Annotated in this window: 14 protein-coding genes; 3 read left to right on the forward strand and 11 right to left on the reverse strand. The window is 69.0% G+C overall.

Translation table 11 applies throughout. The annotated features are described in order from the left end of the window. Positions 1–45: 45 nt before the first annotated feature. The gene (locus OG558_RS04120) at positions 46–990 is read left to right on the forward strand and encodes a helix-turn-helix transcriptional regulator (protein ID WP_405069023.1); all 945 of its coding nucleotides are present in this window, start codon (positions 46–48) and stop codon (positions 988–990) included. Between the two features lie 103 nt (positions 991–1,093). On the opposite strand, the gene OG558_RS04125 is transcribed toward OG558_RS04120, so the two are convergent. The 5 genes from OG558_RS04125 to OG558_RS04145 form a co-directional block, all read right to left on the reverse strand. Continuing rightward, positions 1,094–2,701 (reverse strand): phospholipase C, encoded by a 1,608-nt coding sequence (locus OG558_RS04125; RefSeq protein WP_405069024.1) that lies wholly within the window; start codon positions 2,699–2,701, stop codon positions 1,094–1,096. 20 nt (positions 2,702–2,721) lie between these two features. Further along, positions 2,722–3,915: an iron uptake transporter deferrochelatase/peroxidase subunit gene (efeB, locus tag OG558_RS04130; protein ID WP_405069025.1), complete on the reverse strand. Its 1,194-nt coding sequence runs from the start codon at positions 3,913–3,915 to the stop codon at positions 2,722–2,724. Continuing rightward, a complete protein-coding gene (locus OG558_RS04135) occupies positions 3,912–5,036 on the reverse strand; it encodes an EfeM/EfeO family lipoprotein (RefSeq protein WP_405069026.1) in 1,125 nt (374 codons plus the stop codon). The genes efeB and OG558_RS04135 overlap by 4 nt, the downstream gene beginning before the upstream one ends. 104 nt (positions 5,037–5,140) lie before the next feature. Continuing rightward, positions 5,141–6,049, reverse strand: a complete 909-nt coding sequence (locus OG558_RS04140) for a ribonuclease Z (RefSeq protein WP_329481710.1) — start codon at positions 6,047–6,049, stop codon at positions 5,141–5,143. Positions 6,050–6,054: 5 nt separating this feature from the next. Further along, positions 6,055–7,743 carry an amidohydrolase gene (locus tag OG558_RS04145; RefSeq protein WP_405069027.1) on the reverse strand — a complete coding sequence of 563 codons (1,689 nt, stop codon included), beginning with the start codon at positions 7,741–7,743 and terminating at the stop codon, positions 6,055–6,057. Positions 7,744–7,860: 117 nt separating this feature from the next. Here OG558_RS04145 and OG558_RS04150 point away from each other — a divergent pair, with 117 nt between their 5' ends. Then, the gene (locus OG558_RS04150) at positions 7,861–8,949 is read left to right on the forward strand and encodes a C45 family autoproteolytic acyltransferase/hydolase (RefSeq protein ID WP_405069028.1); all 1,089 of its coding nucleotides are present in this window, start codon (positions 7,861–7,863) and stop codon (positions 8,947–8,949) included. Positions 8,950–8,954: 5 nt separating this feature from the next. On the opposite strand, the gene OG558_RS04155 is transcribed toward OG558_RS04150, so the two are convergent. Further along, on the reverse strand, positions 8,955–9,659 hold the full coding sequence (locus OG558_RS04155; protein WP_405069029.1) for a GntR family transcriptional regulator: 705 nt from the start codon (positions 9,657–9,659) through the stop codon (positions 8,955–8,957). Between the two features lie 59 nt (positions 9,660–9,718). On the opposite strand from OG558_RS04155, the gene OG558_RS04160 reads away from it, so the two are divergent. After that, the gene (locus OG558_RS04160; protein ID WP_405069030.1) at positions 9,719–12,658 is read left to right on the forward strand and encodes an aminotransferase class III-fold pyridoxal phosphate-dependent enzyme; all 2,940 of its coding nucleotides are present in this window, start codon (positions 9,719–9,721) and stop codon (positions 12,656–12,658) included. A gap of 7 nt (positions 12,659–12,665) precedes the next feature. Here OG558_RS04160 and OG558_RS04165 read toward each other — a convergent pair whose 3' ends face one another. The 5 genes from OG558_RS04165 to OG558_RS04185 all read right to left on the reverse strand — a co-directional run bounded on the left by OG558_RS04165 (position 12,666) and on the right by OG558_RS04185 (position 20,308). Next, positions 12,666–15,566: an aminotransferase gene (locus tag OG558_RS04165; protein WP_405069031.1), complete on the reverse strand. Its 2,901-nt coding sequence runs from the start codon at positions 15,564–15,566 to the stop codon at positions 12,666–12,668. A 31-nt stretch (positions 15,567–15,597) separates the two neighbouring features. After that, positions 15,598–16,362: an SDR family NAD(P)-dependent oxidoreductase gene (locus OG558_RS04170; protein ID WP_405069032.1), complete on the reverse strand. Its 765-nt coding sequence runs from the start codon at positions 16,360–16,362 to the stop codon at positions 15,598–15,600. Between the two features lie 63 nt (positions 16,363–16,425). Next, on the reverse strand, positions 16,426–17,340 hold the full coding sequence (locus tag OG558_RS04175) for a MurR/RpiR family transcriptional regulator (protein ID WP_405069033.1): 915 nt from the start codon (positions 17,338–17,340) through the stop codon (positions 16,426–16,428). A gap of 23 nt (positions 17,341–17,363) precedes the next feature. Continuing rightward, complete coding sequence (locus OG558_RS04180) at positions 17,364–19,664, reverse strand: aminotransferase class III-fold pyridoxal phosphate-dependent enzyme (RefSeq protein ID WP_405069034.1); 2,301 nt, start codon at positions 19,662–19,664, stop codon at positions 17,364–17,366. Continuing rightward, positions 19,661–20,308, reverse strand: coding sequence for an MBL fold metallo-hydrolase (locus OG558_RS04185; protein ID WP_405069035.1), 648 nt, complete (start codon positions 20,306–20,308; stop codon positions 19,661–19,663). The genes OG558_RS04180 and OG558_RS04185 overlap by 4 nt, the downstream gene beginning before the upstream one ends. Positions 20,309–20,357: the final 49 nt, after the last annotated feature.

Genomic DNA, 20,357 nt, shown 5'->3' on the forward strand with positions numbered 1-20,357 from the left:
TGGTTAGGACAGCTTCAGTCCTAACCAGGTAGAAGAATCGACGTCATGCTGGAAACCTCCGCGAGACTCCTCAAACTGCTGTCGCTCCTGCAGTCGCCGAGAGACTGGAGCGGCGCCGCGCTCGCCGCCGAGCTCGGCGTCGGGGTCCGCACGGTCCGCCGGGATGTCGAGAAGCTGCGAACCCTGGGCTACCCGGTCGACGCCCTACCAGGAGTGGCCGGCTATCGGCTCGGGGCCGGAGCCGCGCTGCCACCGCTGCTCCTGGACGACGAGGAGGCGGTGGCCGTCGCGATCGGCTTGCGCGCGGCCGCGACCGGCTCCGTGGCCGGGATCGAGGAGTCGTCGGTCCGCGCGCTGACCAAGCTCGAGCAGGTCCTGCCGTCCCGGCTGCGTCACCGGATCAAGCTCCTCCAGGCGGTCGCCGTCACCCCGTCCGGTGGCCCACCGGTCGATCCGGACGTCCTCCTCACAACAGCCGCCGCGTCGCGCGACCACCAGCGCCTGCGCTTCGACTACCGCAACCACGACGGTACGGCGACAACCCGTACGACGGAGCCGCATCGGCTCGTGCACACGGGCCGGCGCTGGTACCTGGTCGCGTGGGATCTGGACCGCTCCGACTGGCGCACGTTCCGGCTCGACCGGCTGGAGCCGCGGATCCCGACCGGGCCGCGATTCACTCCGCGCGAGATCCCGGACCTGGGCACCACCGCTCGTGGCATCGCCTCCGGTGGCTACCGGTACCAGGCCCGCTTCCTCGTCCAGGCGCCGGCCGAGCAGGTGGCGGATCGGTTCGCGCCCAGCGTCGCGACGGTGACTCCGGTCGACGCGACGACGACTCTGGTCGAGGCAGGCGCCAACTCTCTCGACGAGTTGGCTCTTCATCTCGGCCTCCTCGGACACCCGTTCGAGGTCCAGTCGCCGCCCGAGCTGATCGAGCACGTCCGAGGCCTGGCGACGCGCTTGGCCGCCTCGGTCGGGCCGCTATGAGCAGTAGCGCGAACAATCTGCTCAGCTCGCGGCGCTGGAGTCTCCCGCGGAGGTGAACGCCCTGATCGACGATTTTCTCGCCGACCAGGGCGGTTACTGACGATCAGTGGTTGCTGACGACGGCCCCGGTCTTCGGGTCCAGGATCAGCTTCTTGTTACTCGGGTGCTGCCGGAAGTCGAACATGCCGGTCAGGCTGCCGGCGCGCTGGTCGAACGAGTGGTCGCCGATCCGGCCGGTCCGCCAGTTGTCCTCGATGAACTTCAGGATCGAGCTCTGGTCGGTCAGCGAGTGGTCGACGTGGTTGGTCTTCGCGTACGGGGAGACCACCAGCAGCGGCAGGCGCGGGCCGTAGCCGCAGCGGTCGGCGTACCCGCCGGACACCGGGGCCTTGCCACACGTTGCCGCCTGGTCGAGCGCCGCGTCCTTGGATCCGTTCACGGTCGGCGACTTCTGGTGGTCGTACCAGCCGTCGGAGTCGTCGTAGGCCAGGACGACCGCGGTCGACGCCCACTCCTTGGACTTCTGCAGCTGGTTGATCTCCTTGACCACAAAGGCCTGCTCGTCCAGCGGATCGGAGTATCCGGCGTGGGCGTCCTGGTACTCACCGGCCTTCAGGAAGCTGACCGCCGGCAGGTTGTTCGCCGCGACGGCCGCGTCGAAGTCCGACGTGTCGTACTGGTGGTTGGCCTGGTCGGTGTGCCCGATGGCCTGCACCGAGCTCGGCGGCAGGTGCTTCGGGTTCGCCGTCGACTTGTAGTACTGGAAGGGCTCGTGGTGCGGGCTGTAGTCGTTCGCCGCGATGCCGCCGATGTTCGGGTGCGACGCGCCGCAGACGGCCTTGCCGTTCGCGGTACCGGTCGGTTTGAAGCCGCCCTGGAACCAGCCCCAGGTGACGTTGCGCGCGTTCAGCAGGTCACCGATGTTCTGCCCGTGCATCCCGGCCAGGTTGTTGGTGGACTTGCCGTTGTTGTTCGAGCAGTCGTCGTAGATCGGGTCGGGGTCGTTGGTGATCGTCCCGATGCCGTTCTTGTCCGGCGACTGCACGGCGTACGCGTCGGTGGTCGGCTGCCCCGTCTTCGGGTCGTACGCCTGGCCACCGTGGGTCTGCCCGGAGATCAGGTTCAGCGCGCCCGGGGTCGACGGTCCGTACACCGTGTTGAACGAGTTGTCGCTCAGCGAGTAGTGCTGCGCGTAGTTCCACAGCGCGGTGACGGTGTTGCCGTCGTAGTAGTCCATCACCAGTCCCGGCTCGCCGAACAGCACGGGCTGGCCGGTGCACTTGTCCGTCTCGGTGTTCTCGACGAACTTGTCCATCTTGCCGCCGTTGACAGCCTTCTGCTCCGGACCGTAGCCGTGGTTCTGGTCGCAGGTCAGGGCCTGCGACGGCGCCAGCCGCTTCGGGTCGTAGGCGTTCGGGTTGTGGGTCAGCAACTGCTGCGACAGGCCGTTCACCTTGGGCGTGTGCCGATCCGCCGTGAACGGCGTGCCGTTCTCGTTGGTGGCCTTCGGGTACGTGCCGAAGTAGTGGTCGAACGAGATGTTCTCGCCGAAGATCACCACCACATGCTGGATCGGCGTGGTCGGGTGGACCACCTTGTACGAATAGGCGGCGTTGGCCACCTGATTGGTGTCGCCGCCGCTACAGCCGGCCAGCAACAAACCCGTCGCGGCCACAGCGGCCGTGGCTGCGACACGGAGTCTTGCACGCATGCCTTCTCCTTCTGAGTGACTCATGCAAGCAACGACCGCCCAAGGTGGTCGTTGCCGTCCCGTACACCGGGAAGCGCAAAGAAGTAGCCGCCGCCGACCGGCCGGATGTAGTCGACGAGAGGCTCGTCGATCAGCCGGGTCTGCACGGCCTCGAACTGCCGGGCGATGTCCTGCTGGTAGGCGCAGAACAACAGCCCCAGGTCCAGGTCCCCGACCGAGTCGGTGCCCCTGTCGTAGTTGTAGCCGCGGCGCAGGAACTGGCTGGCCGCGGTCTCCGCGGTGCGCGGGTTCGCGACGCGGATGTGGCTGGTCAGCGGGATCGCCCCGCCGGTCGGGTCGGCCGGGTAGTTGGGGAGATCGGTCTCGCTGTTGCCGTCCAGCGGCGCGCCGGAGTCCCGCCGCCGGCCGAACATGTTCTCCTGCTCGCCGACCGACACCCGGTCCCAGAACTCGACCAGCATCCGGATCTTGCGCAGCACCTGGTAGCTGCCGCCCGCGGTCCACGCCTGCTCGCCGCTGCTCTGGCCGACCCACACGAGCTTGTCGTGGTCGGCCGGTGCCGGCTTGACGATGCCGTCCTTGAAGCCCATCAGGTTGCGCTGCGCGCCGGACGGCCGCGGCGGGTTCTGGAAGCCGTCGACACGCCAGCGCAGCTGCATCGCGCCGCGGGTGTGCCGGGCGATGTCGCGCAGCGCGTGCAGCACGGTGTCGGTCTCCGACGCGCACAACTGCAGGCTCAGATCCCCGTGGCACTGGCTGTCGTCCAGGCTGTCGTTGGGGAATTCCTTCATCGCCGTCAGCTTCGCCGGCTTGCGGTCCTTGACGCCGTACCGGTCGTCGAACAGCGACGCGCCTACGCCGACGGTGACCGTCAGGTCGTCGCCGGGCATGTCCGGGCCGAGTACGCCGGAGTCGGCCGGCGGGGCGGTGATGCCCAGTGGCGGCAGCGCGCCGCCCGCGGTCAGCAGCCGGGCCCGGTCGGTCAGCGTCTTGAACAACTCGGTGAGCTCGCCCTTGTCCGCCGCGATCACGTCGAACGACGCGAAGATGGCCTGCTTCTGTGGGTCGGTGGTGATGCCGGCCTGGTGCACGCCGTGGAACGCCACGGACGTCGACGTCGCCGCGTCGGCGGACACCGAGAGCCCAGTCACCGCCGCCGCGCCGGCGCCGGCCAGCGCCCCGCGCAGGAAGGACCGGCGCCCGACGCCACTCATGAGCTCCTCCGGACTTCGCAGATGGCGGCGACGGGGGCGAGCAGTTCCAGCAGTTGGCCGACCGCGCCGTTGAGCTGTTCCCGGGTCGTCCGGTCCAACTGGTCGACGGGGGTGTTCTGGTGCGCGGTCAGCAGCGCCCGCACCCGGTCTTCCCACTTCTGCACCTGGGCCAGGTCGGGGTAGCGCGGCTTGAGCACCGGGTTGAGGATGGCCAGCACCTTCGCCGTGCCATCCAGGTTGGCCAGCGCGGTGTTCAGCGACGTACCGCTGCCCTGGTCGTTCTCGCCGGTCAGCTCGAACTGGAGGGCGTTCTCCATGATTTCGTGGGCGCGCAGCCCGAGATCGTTCGGGTCCACCTGGTCGTTGGGCAGGTCATGCTGCAAACCGTGCACGTCGACGGCCAACTGGTCCGCGATCGGCTTCAGCCCGGCGGCGGAAGCGTTGTGCCACAGGCCCTTCTCGAGCGGATGGAAGCCGGCATCGGATCCGTCGATCTTGTCGGCGAAGTCGCCGAACGCGTCGTAGGCCGCGCCGAGCGAGTTGTACGCCAGGTGCGCGGGGAGCCAGTCGGCCCGGGCGGCATCCAGGTTGCCCGCGTCCACATCACGACGCAGCTTGTCCGTCTTCGCGGCCAGGTCGGCGACGCCGGCGGCGACCGCGGCCTCATACTGCTTCACCAGCGGCAACATGTCGTTCTTGGTGACGGCGACCGCGGCCGGGCCACCCTTCGCGTCGCCCGCAACAGTGACACTCGGACCGGTGATGGCCTCGGTGTCCTCGATCAGGCAGCGGATCGCGTACCGGCCGGCGCCGAGCTGCACGTCCATCGGCGCGCTCGTGCTCGGGCCCAGGCCCTCCACCTCGCCGTACACCTTGTTGCTGCTGACCTCGACGAGGTCGACCTCGGCGGCCGCGTCGCCGGTGTTGTGCACGATGATCGTCTGCCGACCGGTCTTCGGGTCGGTCCAGCCCTGGCCGCACTGGCTGCGGGACACGGTGATCTGGGGTGGGCCACTGGCCGCATCGGCGGCGCCCGCCCAGGGCCGCCACACCGCTACCGCCACCAACGCGCCAACACCGACCAGCGCGATCGCCGCCGGCAGCGGACGGGGAGTGCGCACGACAGGTCGCTCCTGATGATCGGCGATTTACATTCGTCGGTGATGTTAATTGGGCTGTGACGGAACTCGGGCACTGTTGGCCCACTCGTCACGCACTGTTCGTCTTAGCGGCGGGACGGGACCGGGGTACGGGTCAGGTCGGCGGCTACGACGATCTCGCCGGAGAACTCGGCGGCGGCTTCTTCGTGGAAGCGTTCGGGTTCGAGGTACCGCTGCGAGAAGTGGGTGAGGACGAGCTTGCGGACGCCGCATTCCTGGGCGACGCGGGCCGCCTGGCGGGCGGTCAGGTGGCCGAAGCGACGGGCCAACTCGGACTCCGGCGACAGGTACGTGGACTCGATCACGAGCAGGTCGGCGCCGGCTGCCAGGCGGAGCACGTTCTCGCACAGCCGGGTATCCATGACGAAGGCGAACCGCTGACCTGGACGAGGTTCGCTGACGTCCTCGATCCGCACCGTCCGGCCGTCGGCCTCGAGCGAGCCGGCCTGCTGGAGACGACCGATGGCCGGACCAACGATGCCGAGGGCAGCGAGTTTGTCCGGCAGCATCCGGCGGCCGTCGGGCTCGATCACCTGGTAGCCGAAGGACTCGATCGAGTGCTCCAGCCGACGCGCCCACAACTGACCGAAGGAGCCGACGGAGAGCAGACCGTCCTCCTCGACCGGCTCCTCGACCAACTCGGCACGCTCGAAGAACGACGCGGCGTACCGCAGGCGGGTGAAGTATTTCTGACCCGACGCCGGATAGTGCGCCCGGACGGGATGCGGTACGTCGTCCAGCGACAGGCGCTGCACGATCCCCGGTACTCCCAGGCAGTGGTCGCCGTGGAAGTGCGTCACGCACAGCCGGGTGATCGCCCCGGCCGCGACCCCGGCGTACAGCATCTGCCGTTGCGTGCCCTCACCCGGATCGAACAGGAACCCCTCGGTGTCCCACCGCAGGAAGTAGCCGTTCTGCGTGCGTTCCCGAGACGGCACCTGACTACCGGTGCCCAGCACAACGAGTTCACGCACGAACCTCAGGCTAGTCGAGAGTGCACAAGCCGCCCACCGAGATACGTCTGCTCGACCCTGGCGCGCAGCAGCACCGACGGATCGTCACCCCGGATGTCCTCACTGAGGACCACCAGATCGGCGAGCTTCCCGGGCGTGATGGTGCCCTTGACGTCCTCCTCGTGCGAGGAGAACGCGGGGTTGGCGGTGTACGCGCGCAGCGCCTCGTCGATGGTGATCGCCTGCTCGGGGTGGAAGCGTCCGTCCCTGGTCGCGCGGGTCACAGCGACGCACATGTTCCGCAGCGGATCGATCTCCGCGACATGGGACTTGTTGAACGCTCCCGGGAAGTCCGAGACGACATTCAGTACGACGCCACTGTCGATGAACCAGCGCCACGCGAAGGCGTTCGCCGAGCGATCGAGTCCGAGCGCCTCGTCGAGATTCCTGGAGTAGAGCGCCAGGTGGTCGGACGTCACGTCGGCGACCAGCCCGAGCTCGCCGGCCCGTGCGAAGTCGTCCGCGGCGACGTGCCAGGCGTGAATCAGCCGATGCCGCCGCTCCCGCGAACCATTGACCTGGGCCGCCCGTTCGAACGCGTCGATCGCGATCCGGGCACCTCGATCCCCCGTGACGTGGACCCCGATGTCGAAACCGGCCGCATCCCCGGCCTCCACGAGGTGCGCGAACCGCTCCTCGCCGACGAACCGGTATGACCAGCCGTCGGTCAGCCCGGTCCCCGCGGCGCCGGCCGGATCGAACGGCGGAAGCATCGCACCGCTGTCGACGAAGATCTTCAGCGCACCGAACCGCAGCCAGTCGTCGCCGGTCTTCGGCGTGATCCCGTGGTCCGCCAGCGCCTCGAAGGTGTCCAACGGCAAGAACGCGTACACCCGGACCGAGAGCTCACCGCGATCCGCAAGACTCTGGAAGATCTGGGTGTTCGAGAAACTGCGCTCCAGGAAGACCGGCGGGATCGTCTCCTCCGTCACCGCCGGAAGGCGGGCGATGTCGTGGATCGACGTGATGCCGACCGCGTTGAGCTGTGCCATCACGCCCTTGGCGCCGACCAGCTTCTGTTCCAGTGAGATCGGACTGACCAACCGCTGCAGGAACTCGCCGGCCTGCCCGTACACCATCCCGGTCAGCTCACCGGACGCGTCCCGGCCGAACCGGCCGCCGCGCGGATCCGGCGTACGGCGATCGATCCGGGCCACCTCGAAGGCCTTCGAGTTCGCGAAGTACTGATGATCCGCACGCCGGATCAGCAAGGGATTGTCAGGTGTCAGCGCGTCGATCTCGGCCAGCACCGGCTCGAGCAACGGCGGCGACGACGCCTGCGTCGAGGCGAAGTCACCGAGATCTCCGCCAGTGATCCAGATCCCGGCCGGGAGCCGTTCGACCATCGCTGCCACGCGTTCGGCGAGCACGGCCTGGTCGTTCACGTCGGTGAGCGGGACCTGGAAGTACCAGTCGACCGCGTTCTCGAAGTGCGTATGGGCGTCGTTGAAGCCGGGGCACACCATCCGCCCGGCCAGGTCGACGAGCCGCGTGTCCGGGCCGGTCAGCGCCAGGATCTCGGTGTCGTCACCCACCTTCGCGATGCGGTCCCCCACGATCGCCACGGCAGTCGCGAGCGGTTGCGCCGGATCGGCGGTCCACACGGTTCCGCCATACAGGATCAGGTCGGCAGGGTCGATGGCGGAGGTGGTCATCAGGCGGTGGCTCCTCGGGCGGATCGGAAGGTTCCGGCGATACGATCTGGACACGACGGTAATGCGCGTTACATTATTGAGTCAATGGTTGCCGAAGACGGTCCCCGAGGAGTTCAGGTGCAGAGTCCGCGAGTCATCGAGGTGTCGAGCCCGTCAGCGCACGAGCGCGGCGTGCAGTACGGGAGTGCCGCGGCCGACCTGATCGCCCGGGCGATCGACTACTACCGCGCCGGGTTCGCGCATCAGGCCGGCCTCGGCTGGGATCAGGTCCTCGACCACATCCAGCCCTGGCAGCTGCTCATCGAGCGGGACTTCCCGGAGATCCTGGACGAGCTGGCCGGCGTCGCGGCGGGAGCCGGCGTACGGCTCGCGGACATCCTGGCCCTCAACTGCCGGGGCGAGATCATCTACGACAACTGGTTCCACGAAGCGACCGACGGATGTACGTCATTCGCACTCACCGACGACGCCGCGGGAGACGGCCATGTCTACGCCGGCCAGAACTGGGACTGGCGCCACGCGATCCGCGACACCGTCGTCGTACTGCGGGTCGTGCAGCCGCCCAGGCCCACGTTGATCATGCAGGTCGAGGCCGGCCAGATCGGCCGCCACGGCGCGAACTCGACCGGTCTCGCGCTCAACGCGAACGGACTCGGTGGGCGGTTCGACGACGCGATCGGCATGCCACAGACGATCATCCGGCGCGCGGTCCTGGACGCGCCCAACCTCGCCGACGCTCTCAAGATCCTGACCTGGACCAAGGCTCACATCCCAAGCAACGCGCTTGTGACGCATCGCGACGGGTTCTCGATCGACATCGAGACCACACCGGGCGGACACGGTTGGGAGTACGCCGTGAACGGCCTCCTTGTCCACGGCAACCACTACCAGGTGCTCAACGACAGCCACCGCCTGGTGTCGCCCGACTCGCTCATCCGCGTTCCCCAAGCACGCAAGGGTCTGGCGAAGGCCGCCTTGTGCGAGAAGTCAGAAGACGTTCGTACGGCGATCCACGCGGCGATGTCGGATCACCTCGGACATCCCGACTCCCTGTGCGCTCATCCGGACGAGCGATTGCCGGCCGTCGAGCAATGGTCGACGACGCTGTCCAGCTGCGTCGACCTCACCACCGGCGAGTACTTCGTCGCCCCCGGATCACCGTGTGAGAGCCCGTACGAGCTGATCCCGTTCAACCTCTACCAATGACCGTCTCACTGCGCACTGAGCCCGGTCACGTCCAGGCTGTCGACCGCGCCGACCAGCAACTCCTCGTTGGCGAGCGCGTGCTCCTCGACCAGACGACCGGCCTTGGTCGCGTTCCGCTCGAGGAACGCGGTCAGGATCTCCCGGTGCTCGTCGAGTGCCTCGTCAGGGCGACGGTCCGACTCCCGGTAGGTGGACTCGAGGATCGAGAGGGCATAGCGCATCTCGACCGCGATGCCGGCGAAGAACTCGTCCACGCGGGCGCTGCCGTTCAGCCCGACCACGGCTTGGTGGAAGGCGAGATCACGCCGTACGACGTCGTCGGCGCTGCCGGAGCGGGTCGCGGCCTCGAGGTCGCCGAACGCGTCCCGGAGCTCTTGCAACTGCTGGTCGGTGAGCCTCTTCGCCCGTCGCGCGGCCGATCCTTCGAGCGTCCGGCGCACGCGGTACAGATCCCGGATGTCATCCTCGGAGAACAGCACGACCCGGGAACCCTTGTGCCGGTAGTGCCGGACGATCCGCTCCCGGGCCAGCACGCCGAGCGCGTCCCGGACGGTCCGGCGGGAGACGTCGAACTGCTCGGAGAGCGCCTCTTCGCGCAACTGCTCCCCCGGCGTCAGGGAGCCGTCCATGATCAGCTCCCGCAGCACCGACGCGACCTCTTCGGCCGTCGTCCCGCGACTCAGCGCCGGGGTGCGTCCGGTCACCGGCATGACGGCTCCTCCCTTGCCTCCAAATTGGTCACCAATATAGCGAAGGTGTGTGAGCGATCGTGACGTCGGCCGCCGAGTGGAGTTCAGCCGCGATCGCCGAGGTTCTCGGCGAGCAGTTCGGCCTGCAGGCAGTGACGGTGTCCGCGCTGGGCGGGGAGATCGACCAGAACTCGGCGGTGAAACTGCGGGACGGCTCCCGAGTCGTGGTCAAGGTCTCGCCCCCGCGCGCCGACCCGGACCTGATCCGGTGGCAACACGAGCTACTCCGGTTGGCCGGACGGGACGACGTACTCGGGCCGGTGCAGGTGCCGACGATGCTCCCGGCCCGCAACGGCGACACCGTTGTGTCCGTCGACCGCGAGGGGTCACGCCGCTTGGTGACCGTGCAGACGTGGATGCCCGGCACGACCCTGTCGGAGCTCGGCACGCACTCGACGGGCCTCCTGACTGAGCTCGGTTCTACCGCCGGGCGCCTAGTGCGCGCCCTCACCGAAGCACCGGACCGGCCCGGAGAGACACGCCACCACTGGGACCTCCTGCGCGCACCGGAAGCCATTGCCCAAGGCATCGACTCGGTCGAGGACCGGAACCGGATCGCCGAGGTGTGCCGGATCCTCTCCTGGTTCACCCGAGCACTGGACGCCCACCAGGAATCGCTGCCGGCGTCGGTGGTCCACCACGACCTCAACGACTTCAACGTCCTGGCCCGGCGTGGCCCGGACGGCCGGCACCACGTGCACGCCGTACTGGACTTCGCCGACGCCCTGCACTCGGTGCGGATCAGCGAGCTCGCGATCGCCGTCGCCTACGCGATGTTGCGCACACCGAATCCACTGAGTGCGGCCGCGGCCGTCATCCGTGGGTACGCCGCCGAGCTCGAACTCACCGACGCCGAATTGTCGGTGCTCTATCCGCTGGCCGCGGCCAGGTTGTGCGTGAACGCGGTGACCTGGACCAAGCGGTGCGCGCAGTCCGGCCACGCGTACGGGCACGATCGGATGCGGCACACCTGGCCCACCATCTCGTTGCTAGCGGCAACTCCGCCGGAGCTGGCCGAGATCGTCTTCCGGGAAGCAGCGGGCGCGCCGGTCGATCCGCCCGTACCGCTCCGAGTCTCGGAGGCGCGTCGTGCGCTGCCGCACCTCGACCTCGTGCCGTTCGACCCGGCCCACGAGATCATCACTGGCATCCTGCCGGGCTCGGCACGCGTCGGCCGGCATCTGCAGGCCGACGCCGGCACCTCCGCCCGGCGGTCGACCGAGGGCGGCGAGGCGGCGACGCTCCGGCTCGGAGTGGAGATCAAGTCGGCCGAATCCTTCCGGGTCCTGACCCCGCTGGCCGCGATCGTCGAACGACGCGGCCGCGGTACGGCGGTCGACGGGCTCGCGTACGGACCGTTCCTCGTCCTCCGCCACGAGCGCGACGGCGCGGAGACGATCTGGTCGCGGTGGACCGGTCTCAGCTCGTCGCTCAGACAGGGCGCTTCGGTCTGCCCCGGCGAGCTGATCGGGGATACCGCCACCGGGCGCTCGGACTGGGCTCCGGCCGCTCTGCACGTGGCGATCTTCCGCTCGCTCGAGACGGCCCTGATCTCCGAGCGGGTCCTGGTTCCGCCGTCGGAGGCCGCCGCCTGGGCTCGCGTGTCACCCGATCCGTGGGAGTTCCTCGGTCTTGCCGACGACTGGCGATCCGACGCCGACACCGAAGGCAGCACCGAACGACTGCTGGCCACCCGCGACACCCACTTCGCCCGCTCGCAGCGCTCGTACTACGACCGTCCGATGACCCTCGTCGGCGGCCGCGGTGCCTGGTTGTTCGACGAGTTCGGCCGGAGCTACCTCGACACCATCAACAACGTGAGTCACGTCGGCCACGGCAATCCCCGTGTGATCGCGGCCGCGACTTCGCAACTGCATCGGCTCAACACCAACAGCAGATTCGTGTACCCGGGGATCGCGCAGTACGCCGAGCGGCTCGCAGCGCTCCTGCCTGATCCGCTCGAGGTCGTGTTCTTGGTGTGCAGCGGCAGCGAGGCCAACGACCTCGCCATCAGGATGGCCCGGCACGTCACCGGCCGGACGGACGTCTTGGTGGTCGACGGCGCGTACCACGGGAACACCTCCGTCCTTACCGGCCTGAGCCCCAACCGCTACAAGGGACCTGGCGGCACCGGCCCGGATCCGACCACCCACGAGGTCGAGCAGCCCAACCTGTACCGAGGCCAGTTCACGTACGGCGACGCCGCCGCCGGCCCCAAGTACGCCGCCGACGTCAAGCGGCAGGTGGAACGGCTGGTGGCCAACGACCGTCCACCGGCGGCGTTCATCGCGGAGTCGGCGATGGGAACGGCCGGGAGCATCTTCTACCCCGACGGCTACCTCGAGCGGGCGTTCGCGGCCGTGCGGACCGCCGGCGGCCTGTGCATCGCGGACGAGGTGCAGGTCGGGTTCGGCCGCTTCGGCGACGTGTTCTGGGGATTCGAGAGCCAGGGCGTGGTTCCCGACATCGTGACCATGGGCAAGCCGATCGGCAACGGCCATCCGATGGCCGCGGTGGTGACGACCCGGGAGATCGCGGACGCCTTCGACACGGGCATGAAGTACTTCAACACCTTCGGCGGCAACCCGGTGTCGTGCGCGATCGGAACCGCCGTACTCGACGAGATCGCCGCGCAGGGCCTGCAGGAAGAGGCTGCCGACACCGGGCGGCACTTCGCCGGCGTCCTCACCGACCTTGCCGCCAAGCACGAACTGATCGGCGACGTCCGTGGGCACGGCCTGTATCTCGGCATCGAGCTGGTCCGTGACCGGGAGACCAAACTGCCGGCTGCCGACGAGGCTTCGCTGATCAGCGAACTGATGAAGGACGAAGGCGTGATCGTGTACCCGACCGGTGCCGACGGCAACGTCCTGAAGATCAAGCCACCGCTGACGTTCACCGCCGAGGACGCGGACCTCTTCGCCTCGGTCCTCGACGAGATCCTCAGCCGCGACTGGTGACCGGGGGCTACCAGCCCTCGGTCAGCACGCGGTCGAGCGTGTCGGCGAAGAAGTCGGCATCGGCGACGCCGATCCCCAGTGGCGGCTTGATCTTCAGCACACACAGCCGATCCGAGGTCGGCTGCATGATGACGCCGAGCTCCCGCATCCGCTCGCAGATCGCCGCCGTCTCCGCCGCGGCCGGCTCCAGGGTGTCGCGGTCCCGCACCAGCTCGACACCGAGGTAGAGGCCCATCCCATGCACCGCGCCGACGATGGCATGGCGATCGGCGAGCTCGAGCAGTCGCCGCCGCAAGTGCGCCCCGACGTCGCGAGCGTTCTGTTGCAGTCGCTCGTCACGCAGTACGTCGAGAACCGTCAGCCCGGCCACACAGCTGACCGGGCTGCCGCCGGCCGACGAGAAGAAGTACCCCTGGCTGCGGTAGCCGTCCGCGATCGCCTTGGTGGTGATGACCGCGCCCAGCGGGTGACCGTTGCCCATCGCCTTCGCGACCGTGACGATGTCGGGCACCACATTTTGTTGCTCGAAGCCCCAGAAGTGCTCGCCGAGCCGGCCGTAGCCGACCTGGACCTCGTCGGCGATGCACAGGCCACCGGCCCGCCGGACGGCTTCGTAGACCCTCGCCAGGTAGCCGTCCGGGAGAGCCATCCCACCCGCGTTCCCGTAGTACGGCTCGGCCAGGAATGCCGCCGGCGGCCGGGCCAGGGAAGCGATCGCGGTGATGGCGTCCTCGGCGTAGCGGTGAGCCTCCGCGCCACGATACTGACCGCGGTACGCGTTCGGAGCCGCGACCGGGTGGACCCAGGACGGTCTGCTCTCGAGGGCGTTCGGGTTGTCGGCCACCGAGGTCGAGACGGCATCGGTCGCGTCGGACCAGCCGTGGTACGCCTCCCGCAGTACGACGGTGTCGCGCCGGCCGGTGTTCGCCCACGCCAGCCGCAACGCGAGGTCGACCGCCTCGGTGCCGCTGTTGACCAGGAACACAGTGTCGAGCGGATCCGGGAGCAGTGCCGCGAGCCGCTCGGAGAAGTCCACGACAGCGCGGTAGTGGAAGCGCGAGTTGGTGTTGAGCAAGCGCCATTGCTGCTCGATCGCATCGGACAACCGCGGATGTCCGTGGCCCAGGATCGACACGTTGTTGACCATGTCGAGGTAGGACCGGCCGTCGACGTCGTACAGGTGATACCGGCAGCCGCGCTCGATCCGGGGCGGCTCGCGGAAGTAGTGCTCCTGGACCGGGGCGAACGACGAGTCTCGCCGGGTCAGCAGTTCCCCGGCCGAGTCCCCCGGTTGGCCGGCGTACGCCGGATCCACGAGCGACGTCGGATCGGGGCAGACCTGGGCCCACGCATCGGCCAGCGATGCGGGCACGAAGAACGGCGGCCGGGTCTGGTCGCGGCCCACCTGCACCCGCAGTTCGCCGTTGGCGCTCAAGCTGCCGATCGGTGCGCCGGCCTGGACCGCGACGCCCGGCACGGTCTCGAGGCCGGGTCCGCTCAGCCACAACGTCAGGCCATCAGCCGCGTGGAATGCGGCCGCATCGCTGTGTCGTTCGATGACGGCATCCCACGGCGCGCGAAGCTCGAGCGGCTCCGTGCTGAACAGCTCGACTCCGAGCCCGACGGTGGCCGGCGAATCGAACGAGTTCAGCCGAGTGCGCGTCAGCCGGGGCTGCAGGAACGGCACGTAGGCGACAGTCGCTTGGTCACCGGCGAGGATCTTCGCGGCGACCTGGGACTCCGCCCGCTCGTCCAGGAACGCACCGCCGTGCAGCTCCGCGCTGGTTGTCGACAAGTCGAGTCGCACCAGCTGGGAATCGCTGTGCAGCAACGGATGTCCCGCTACGACCGGCCGTTCGCTGCGAGATCGAACGGAAGACCGTACGAGCGCCGTCATCACGTCCAGTGGCACGGAGGTCGCTTGCTCGAAGATGCGCCACTCGCGGTCGAGATTCCTGACCGCGTACCCGTTGTCCGGATCGATGTGCGCCTGCTGCTGCCCGCTCACCATCAGCGCGGCAGCCCGCAGTACGACGAGCGGCCACAGCGCGACCAGTTCGTCGTCGGAGATTGCCCGGATCCGATCGAAGGCCTGGATCGCGGGGAGGATCGTGGTGAGATCGCCGTACTGCAGGAGCGAGGAGCAGGTCACGGCCAGCTCGGCGATCGCCCAGCTCTCCATCAGATCCCCGAAGTCGATGACACCGATCGGGCGTGGACGTCCATCGACGCCGAGCACGGCAACGACATTGTCGTCGGTCAGATCGCCGTGGATGACCTGCGTGGGAAGGCTGTCGCGAACCGAGGCCAACGCCTGGCTCGCCGCAGCGGCCGCAGATCGGGCCGCTTCGGCGCCTCCGGGAACGGCGACGAAGTCCGCCAACCGAGCCACGACCTCAGGCGCATTGCGCAGATCCCATTGCAGTGCCCGCGCGGGTACGACGCCGTCGAACGACGCCAACGCCCGTGTCGTGCGCCCGGCCAGCTCGCCGAGCGATCCGACCACCGACGGCGCCAGGTACTGATGAGCGCTGAGAATGTTGCCCTCGACAAACGTCACCAGCCGCGCCGCGGTCGTCCCACTCCCCAGCGTCAACTGCTGGATCGGCAACCCGTCGCGGCCGGCCAGTCCGACCGGTACATGAATCCCGGGTTCGCAGTGGGCGACATGCGCTGCCGCGCCGTCCTGCGCGGCGAGATCCTCAACCGTGAAGGCCGGGTTGGACACCTTGAGCACGTACTTGCCGGCGGGCGCCTCGATCAGGAAGTTGGCGTCCTGCTGGCTCCCGAGCTCGGTGACGACACCGTCGATGCCGTAGCGCTCCTGGACGAACCGGCCGGCCTGCGCGGCGGAGATGTCCGGGGTCGGCAGCGCGGTCTGCGTGAAGAAGTCGAAGGCCTGGGTCATGGAGCCTCCAGATGCGTGGCATTCAACACGGTCATGCGCGCTCCTCAGCGATCGAGTTGCCTCCGTCGACGACGAGGCACTGGCCGGTCAGATAGGCCGCGGACGGCGTACAGAGATAGCCGATGAGTCCGGCCACTTCCGCTGCTGTCCCGCTCCGGCCGACCGGCGTCCGGAGTCCTTGCTCATGTTCGTACGGCGTCTGGGAGTCGGTGGCGATCCATCCGGGGGCCACCGCGTTGACCGTGACACCAGCCCGAGCCGAATCCACCGCGAGCCCGCGAACCAGTCCGACCACGCCGGCCTTCGCCGCGCCGTACGCGATCTCGCCGTTCATCGCCATCAGCGGGCCGGTCAGACTCGCCACAATCACCAGTCGTCCGGCTTCGGACGACTCCAGCGCAGGCAGTACTGCCTTGGCGAAGAGGAACGCCGCATCGAGGTTGCGGGACAGGCTTGCCCGCCACGTCCGCAACGACATGTCCGCGATCCGGCCCGCCTCGGGCTCTGGCTGCGCCACCGAGGTCATGCCCGCGCAGTGCACCGCGATGTCCAGCCGGCCGAAGTGCGTGATCGCCTCGTCGGCGATCCGGCGCGAGGTGGCCTCGTCCGTCAGGTCGCCGGCCAGCGCGACCGTGCCGGCGGGAAGCTCGGCGGCGCGTTGCTGCACTCGCTCGCTGCCACCCGAGACCACCAAGGCGGCGCCCAGCGCGCTCAACTTCCGGGCCACCGCGAAGCCGATCCCGCGCGGTCCCCCGACCCCGGTCACCGCTGCCGCTCTGTCGTGCAGGTCGAGCATTAGCGGTCACCTTCCAAGATTGGTCACCAATCTAGCATGATGACAATCCGGCGGCAATCGCCGTCAGGCGTACCCGAGCTGCTCCCGCAGGGTCGTCAACCGGTGCGAGGACCCGACCGTCCGCTCGACGTCCGCGACCGCGACGCACTGCGCCAGCACGTCCGCGATGACCATGCCGATCAGCGGCTCACTGGTCAGTCCGGTCGGCGTGGTCGGCGCGTGCAGCGCCACCGTGGCCTCCTCGGCCACCTGGCTCCCGACGTCCTCGGTCAGCAGGATGCTCGCGACGCCGACGGCGCGGGTCCGGTCCAGCAGCACCTCGACGTCGGTGGTCAGACGGCTGGGCGCGAACGCCACGACCACGTCGCCGGACTCGATCCCGAGCAGATCGTCGGCCAGCCCGAACCCACCCGACCGGATGTAGCGCGAGCCCACCCCCATCCGCGCCAGCTTCTGACACAGGTGCTCGGCCGCCATGGTCAGAGCGCCGAATCCGTACGTCACCGTGCGATCCGCCTCGAGGAGAAGCCGTACGGCGTGCTCGTAACGCTCCGGTGCGAACGTCCGCCGCAGGTGATCGAGTCGCTCCTCCGACTCCGCCAGTACGGTTCCCCAGACCTCCTCGAGGTCACCTCCGGTGGACTCGACCCGCCGGCGGGTCCGCTGCTCCAGCCGGCTGCTGCCGGCGATCGGCGCGGCCAGTTTCGCCTTGAGCTCCGCGAGGCCCGAATAGCCGAGCGCCTGCACCGTGCGGACGACGGTCGCGTTGCTGGTCTTCGTCTCCGCACCCAGCTCGGCGGCCGAGACGAAGACCAGCTGCTCGGCCGACCGCTCCGACAACGCCCGGCAGACCGACCGGGCGGCCGGGGAGAAGCCCTCCCAGTGCTCCCGGATGCGTCTGCGCAGCTCGCTGATCACCTCGGCGGAGGAATCTGCGGCGGTGTCGTGGCCTGCGGGTGTAACGCGATGTCCAGCCATGTAACGGATGATACGCAGGTACCTCAGGGCAGCGCGGCAGCGAACGCCGCCAGGAACCGCTCCACATGCTCGCGCTCCCAGATCAGCGGCGGGCGAATCTTGAGCACGCTGCCCCCGGGACCCGTCGTCCCGACCAGGACGCCTTGGTCGCGCAGTCGCTCCGCGAGCTCCGCCGCCGTCAGCGGCCCGTCCGCAGGAATCGCGACGCCGGCCATCAGCCCCTGACCGCGGACCCGCGCGGCTGGATGAAGCTTCGCCACGAGCGGCGCCAGCCCGACCGCGAGCTCGCTGCCGATCCGGCCGGACCGTTCGACCAGGCCGGCCTGCTCGATCACGTCGAGCACGGTCAGCGCGGCGACGCACGACACCGGGTTGCCCGCGAACGTACTGAAGAACTCGTCGACCGCGGCGAACTGCTCGGCGATCTCGCGGCGCGTGATCAGCGCGGCGATCGGATGACCGTTGCCCATCGGCTTGCCCAGCGTGACGAAGTCCGGCGTCAGCCCGAAATCGCTGAACCGCCACAGATTGCGGCCCCCGCGTCCGAAGCCGGCCTGTACTTCGTCCGCGAGGAAGAGACCGCCGAGCGCATGGGTCTCGTCCTGCAGTCCGCGCATGAACTGTCCGGTGGGCGTGAGGATGCCGGCACTGCTGAACACCGAGTCGACCGCGAGCAGCGTCACGTCGTGGCCGGCTCGGCGCAGGTCGTCGTACGCGAGCCGGACCCGTCGGCTCGCCTCCACGCCGCTCGGCTGCTGACCGTCCGCATCCAGCCGTGGGGCCTCGAAGGTCGCGACATGCGCTGGACGCTGCTCGGGTGGGTAGGTGTTGGTCGACCAGGCGGCGGTCGCCTCGCTGACACCGTGATACGCGAGATCCGCAACGACGACACCGGATCGGCCTGTGACGACGCGCGCCATCCGCCAGGCCAGGTCGTTGGCCTCGCTACCGGAGTTGACGAACACGCAGGTGTCCAGGCCGGCGGGCATGGTGGCCGTGAGCCTCTCGGCCAGTTCGACCGCATGCGGATGCAGGTACCGCGAGTTGATGTTGAGCGTCGCGGCCTGTCGCGAGATCGCCTGGACCACCGCGGGATGCGCGTGTCCGACAACGGGAACGTTGTTGTAGGCATCGAGATAGCGACCACCGTCGGCGGTGTGGACCCAGGCCCCGGCAGCCCGCACGACCTGCAGTGGCTCGCGGTAGAACAAGGGCGAGAGTTGGCCACCCATCGCGGCCGATCGCCGGTCGCCGATGGTCGGATCAGGGAGCTGCGACGACGCGACTCGCGACGTCCCGCAAAGGCGGTGGAAGCGAGTCGCCAGCTCGGCCGGGTCGAGACCGGCCAGCAGGTCGAGCCCGTGCCAGCTGCCCGCCACCAGACTGGTGAGGTACTCCTCGTTGTCCGGATACAGCGGCGCCCGCCAGGCCGACATGAGCACACTCGCGGCGAGCCGGGCGAGCACGAGCTCACCGATCAGCTCCACCTCGTCGGGCTCCAGCGGCAGCACTCGCTGGTACGCGTCCAGGAACGCGCCGGCCGCGGGCCACGGGTCGGCGGACTCTCGCAGCAACGAGGTCAGGCTGATCGCGAGGTCGCAGACCCGGGCGGTGTGGTGCATGTCGCCGAAGTCGATCACCCCCGAGATGCGCCCGGCCTCGATCAGGACGTTGCTCAAGGTCAGGTCACCGTGCGCCACGAACGCGGGCAGCCGGCGGTTCGCCGCCGCCAACCCCTCGAAGCGATCGAGCAGCTTCTCCATCGGTTCCCGGCGGGCCGGGTCGGGCAACTGCTGCGCGAACGGCCGCAACGCGGTGACGTGCCGTGGATCCCAGTCCAGCCGGCGATCAGCCGCCGGGTGGATGAACCCCTGCATCGCCCGCGTCAGTCGCGCGCACACCGCACCGAAGTCGGCCGCGAAGTGTTCGGGCAGCGCCGTGAGATCACCGACCGCGCCCGGCATCACGGTCATCACCCGCACCTGGTGCATCCGGCCGTCCGCAGCCCGCAGGGTCACCGTCCGCGCGCCGTCGACCGCGTCGACGATGCGCGGGATCGGCAGCTCCGGGTCCACCTCGGCGACATGCCGCATCGCCGCGCTCTCCATCTCGATCTGCGCCGGATCGTCGCCGGAGTTCGACACCTTGACGACGAACCGGCGACCGTCGGCGGTCGCCAGGAAGTTCAGGTCGCGCTCGCTACGCAAGGCCTCGAGCTCGGCGGCGATCCCGTAGCGGGTGAGCAGGAAGTCTGTGGCTTCGGCCAGGTCGACCGTCGGTGGCTCCTCGACCAGGCTGGCCGTCTGTCCGGTGATCAGGTTCATCGCGACCTCTCCGCACGGGTGACCCGGAACGACTTGTCATGACCAGGGTGAACGACATCGGCCAGCTCGGCGACCCGCTCGATCGAAGCCCGCGCGCGGGCCGAGTCGAACGCCCTGCCGAGCGGCTCACCGGCGAGCAGCACCCCTGCCGCGGGAACAGCGTCCCCGGTCAACAGAGCGGTCCCCTCATCGGTGTCGACCGCAAGGCCGATCGACCCCGGTGTGTGGCCCGGCAACTCGACCACACGCACTCCGGACGCGAGCTGCTCACCCTCGCTCGCCTCCCGTACGTCGAGCCCCTCGAGGACGGCCGACGTCCAAGGCGGCGTACCCAGGTCGCGGCGCGACGGTGCTTTGAGGTAGCGCAGTTCGTGCGGATGCATGACCACTCGCTGGAACAGGTCGACGTTCTGCAGGTGGTCCCAGTGCCCGTGCGACACCACGACGGTGTCGATGTCGCCCGGGCTCAGGCCGCGCTCGCACAGCGCGGCCAGCAACGCCTTGCGGCGACCGACGTGACCGCAGTCGAACACGATCCGGCCGTCGTCGCTCTCGATCAGATAGACGGCACAGAAGGCGGGATTGCCCTGGTCGGTCGGCATCAGGTAGCCGTTGAGCAGCGTGTGCACCGAGGGTGTGGCCATGATCTGCCTCGCTGGGGTGGAGCAGCAGCGCCCCGCGGCGGTGATGAGC

Source organism: Kribbella sp. NBC_01510, assembly GCF_045040325.1.
Taxonomy (GTDB): domain Bacteria; phylum Actinomycetota; class Actinomycetes; order Propionibacteriales; family Kribbellaceae; genus Kribbella.

Coding starts and splice junctions, on each gene's coding strand:
- OG558_RS04120 (WP_405069023.1), top strand. CDS start 46: ATGCTGGAAACCTCCGCGAGACTCCTCAAACTGCTGTCGCTCCTGCAG.
- OG558_RS04125 (WP_405069024.1), bottom strand. CDS start 2,701: ATGCGTGCAAGACTCCGTGTCGCAGCCACGGCCGCTGTGGCCGCGACG.
- efeB (WP_405069025.1), bottom strand. CDS start 3,915: ATGAGTGGCGTCGGGCGCCGGTCCTTCCTGCGCGGGGCGCTGGCCGGC.
- OG558_RS04145 (WP_405069027.1), bottom strand. CDS start 7,743: ATGACCACCTCCGCCATCGACCCTGCCGACCTGATCCTGTATGGCGGA.
- OG558_RS04155 (WP_405069029.1), bottom strand. CDS start 9,659: ATGCCGGTGACCGGACGCACCCCGGCGCTGAGTCGCGGGACGACGGCC.
- OG558_RS04165 (WP_405069031.1), bottom strand. CDS start 15,566: ATGACCCAGGCCTTCGACTTCTTCACGCAGACCGCGCTGCCGACCCCG.
- OG558_RS04170 (WP_405069032.1), bottom strand. CDS start 16,362: ATGCTCGACCTGCACGACAGAGCGGCAGCGGTGACCGGGGTCGGGGGA.
- OG558_RS04175 (WP_405069033.1), bottom strand. CDS start 17,340: ATGGCTGGACATCGCGTTACACCCGCAGGCCACGACACCGCCGCAGAT.
- OG558_RS04180 (WP_405069034.1), bottom strand. CDS start 19,664: ATGAACCTGATCACCGGACAGACGGCCAGCCTGGTCGAGGAGCCACCG.
- OG558_RS04185 (WP_405069035.1), bottom strand. CDS start 20,308: ATGGCCACACCCTCGGTGCACACGCTGCTCAACGGCTACCTGATGCCG.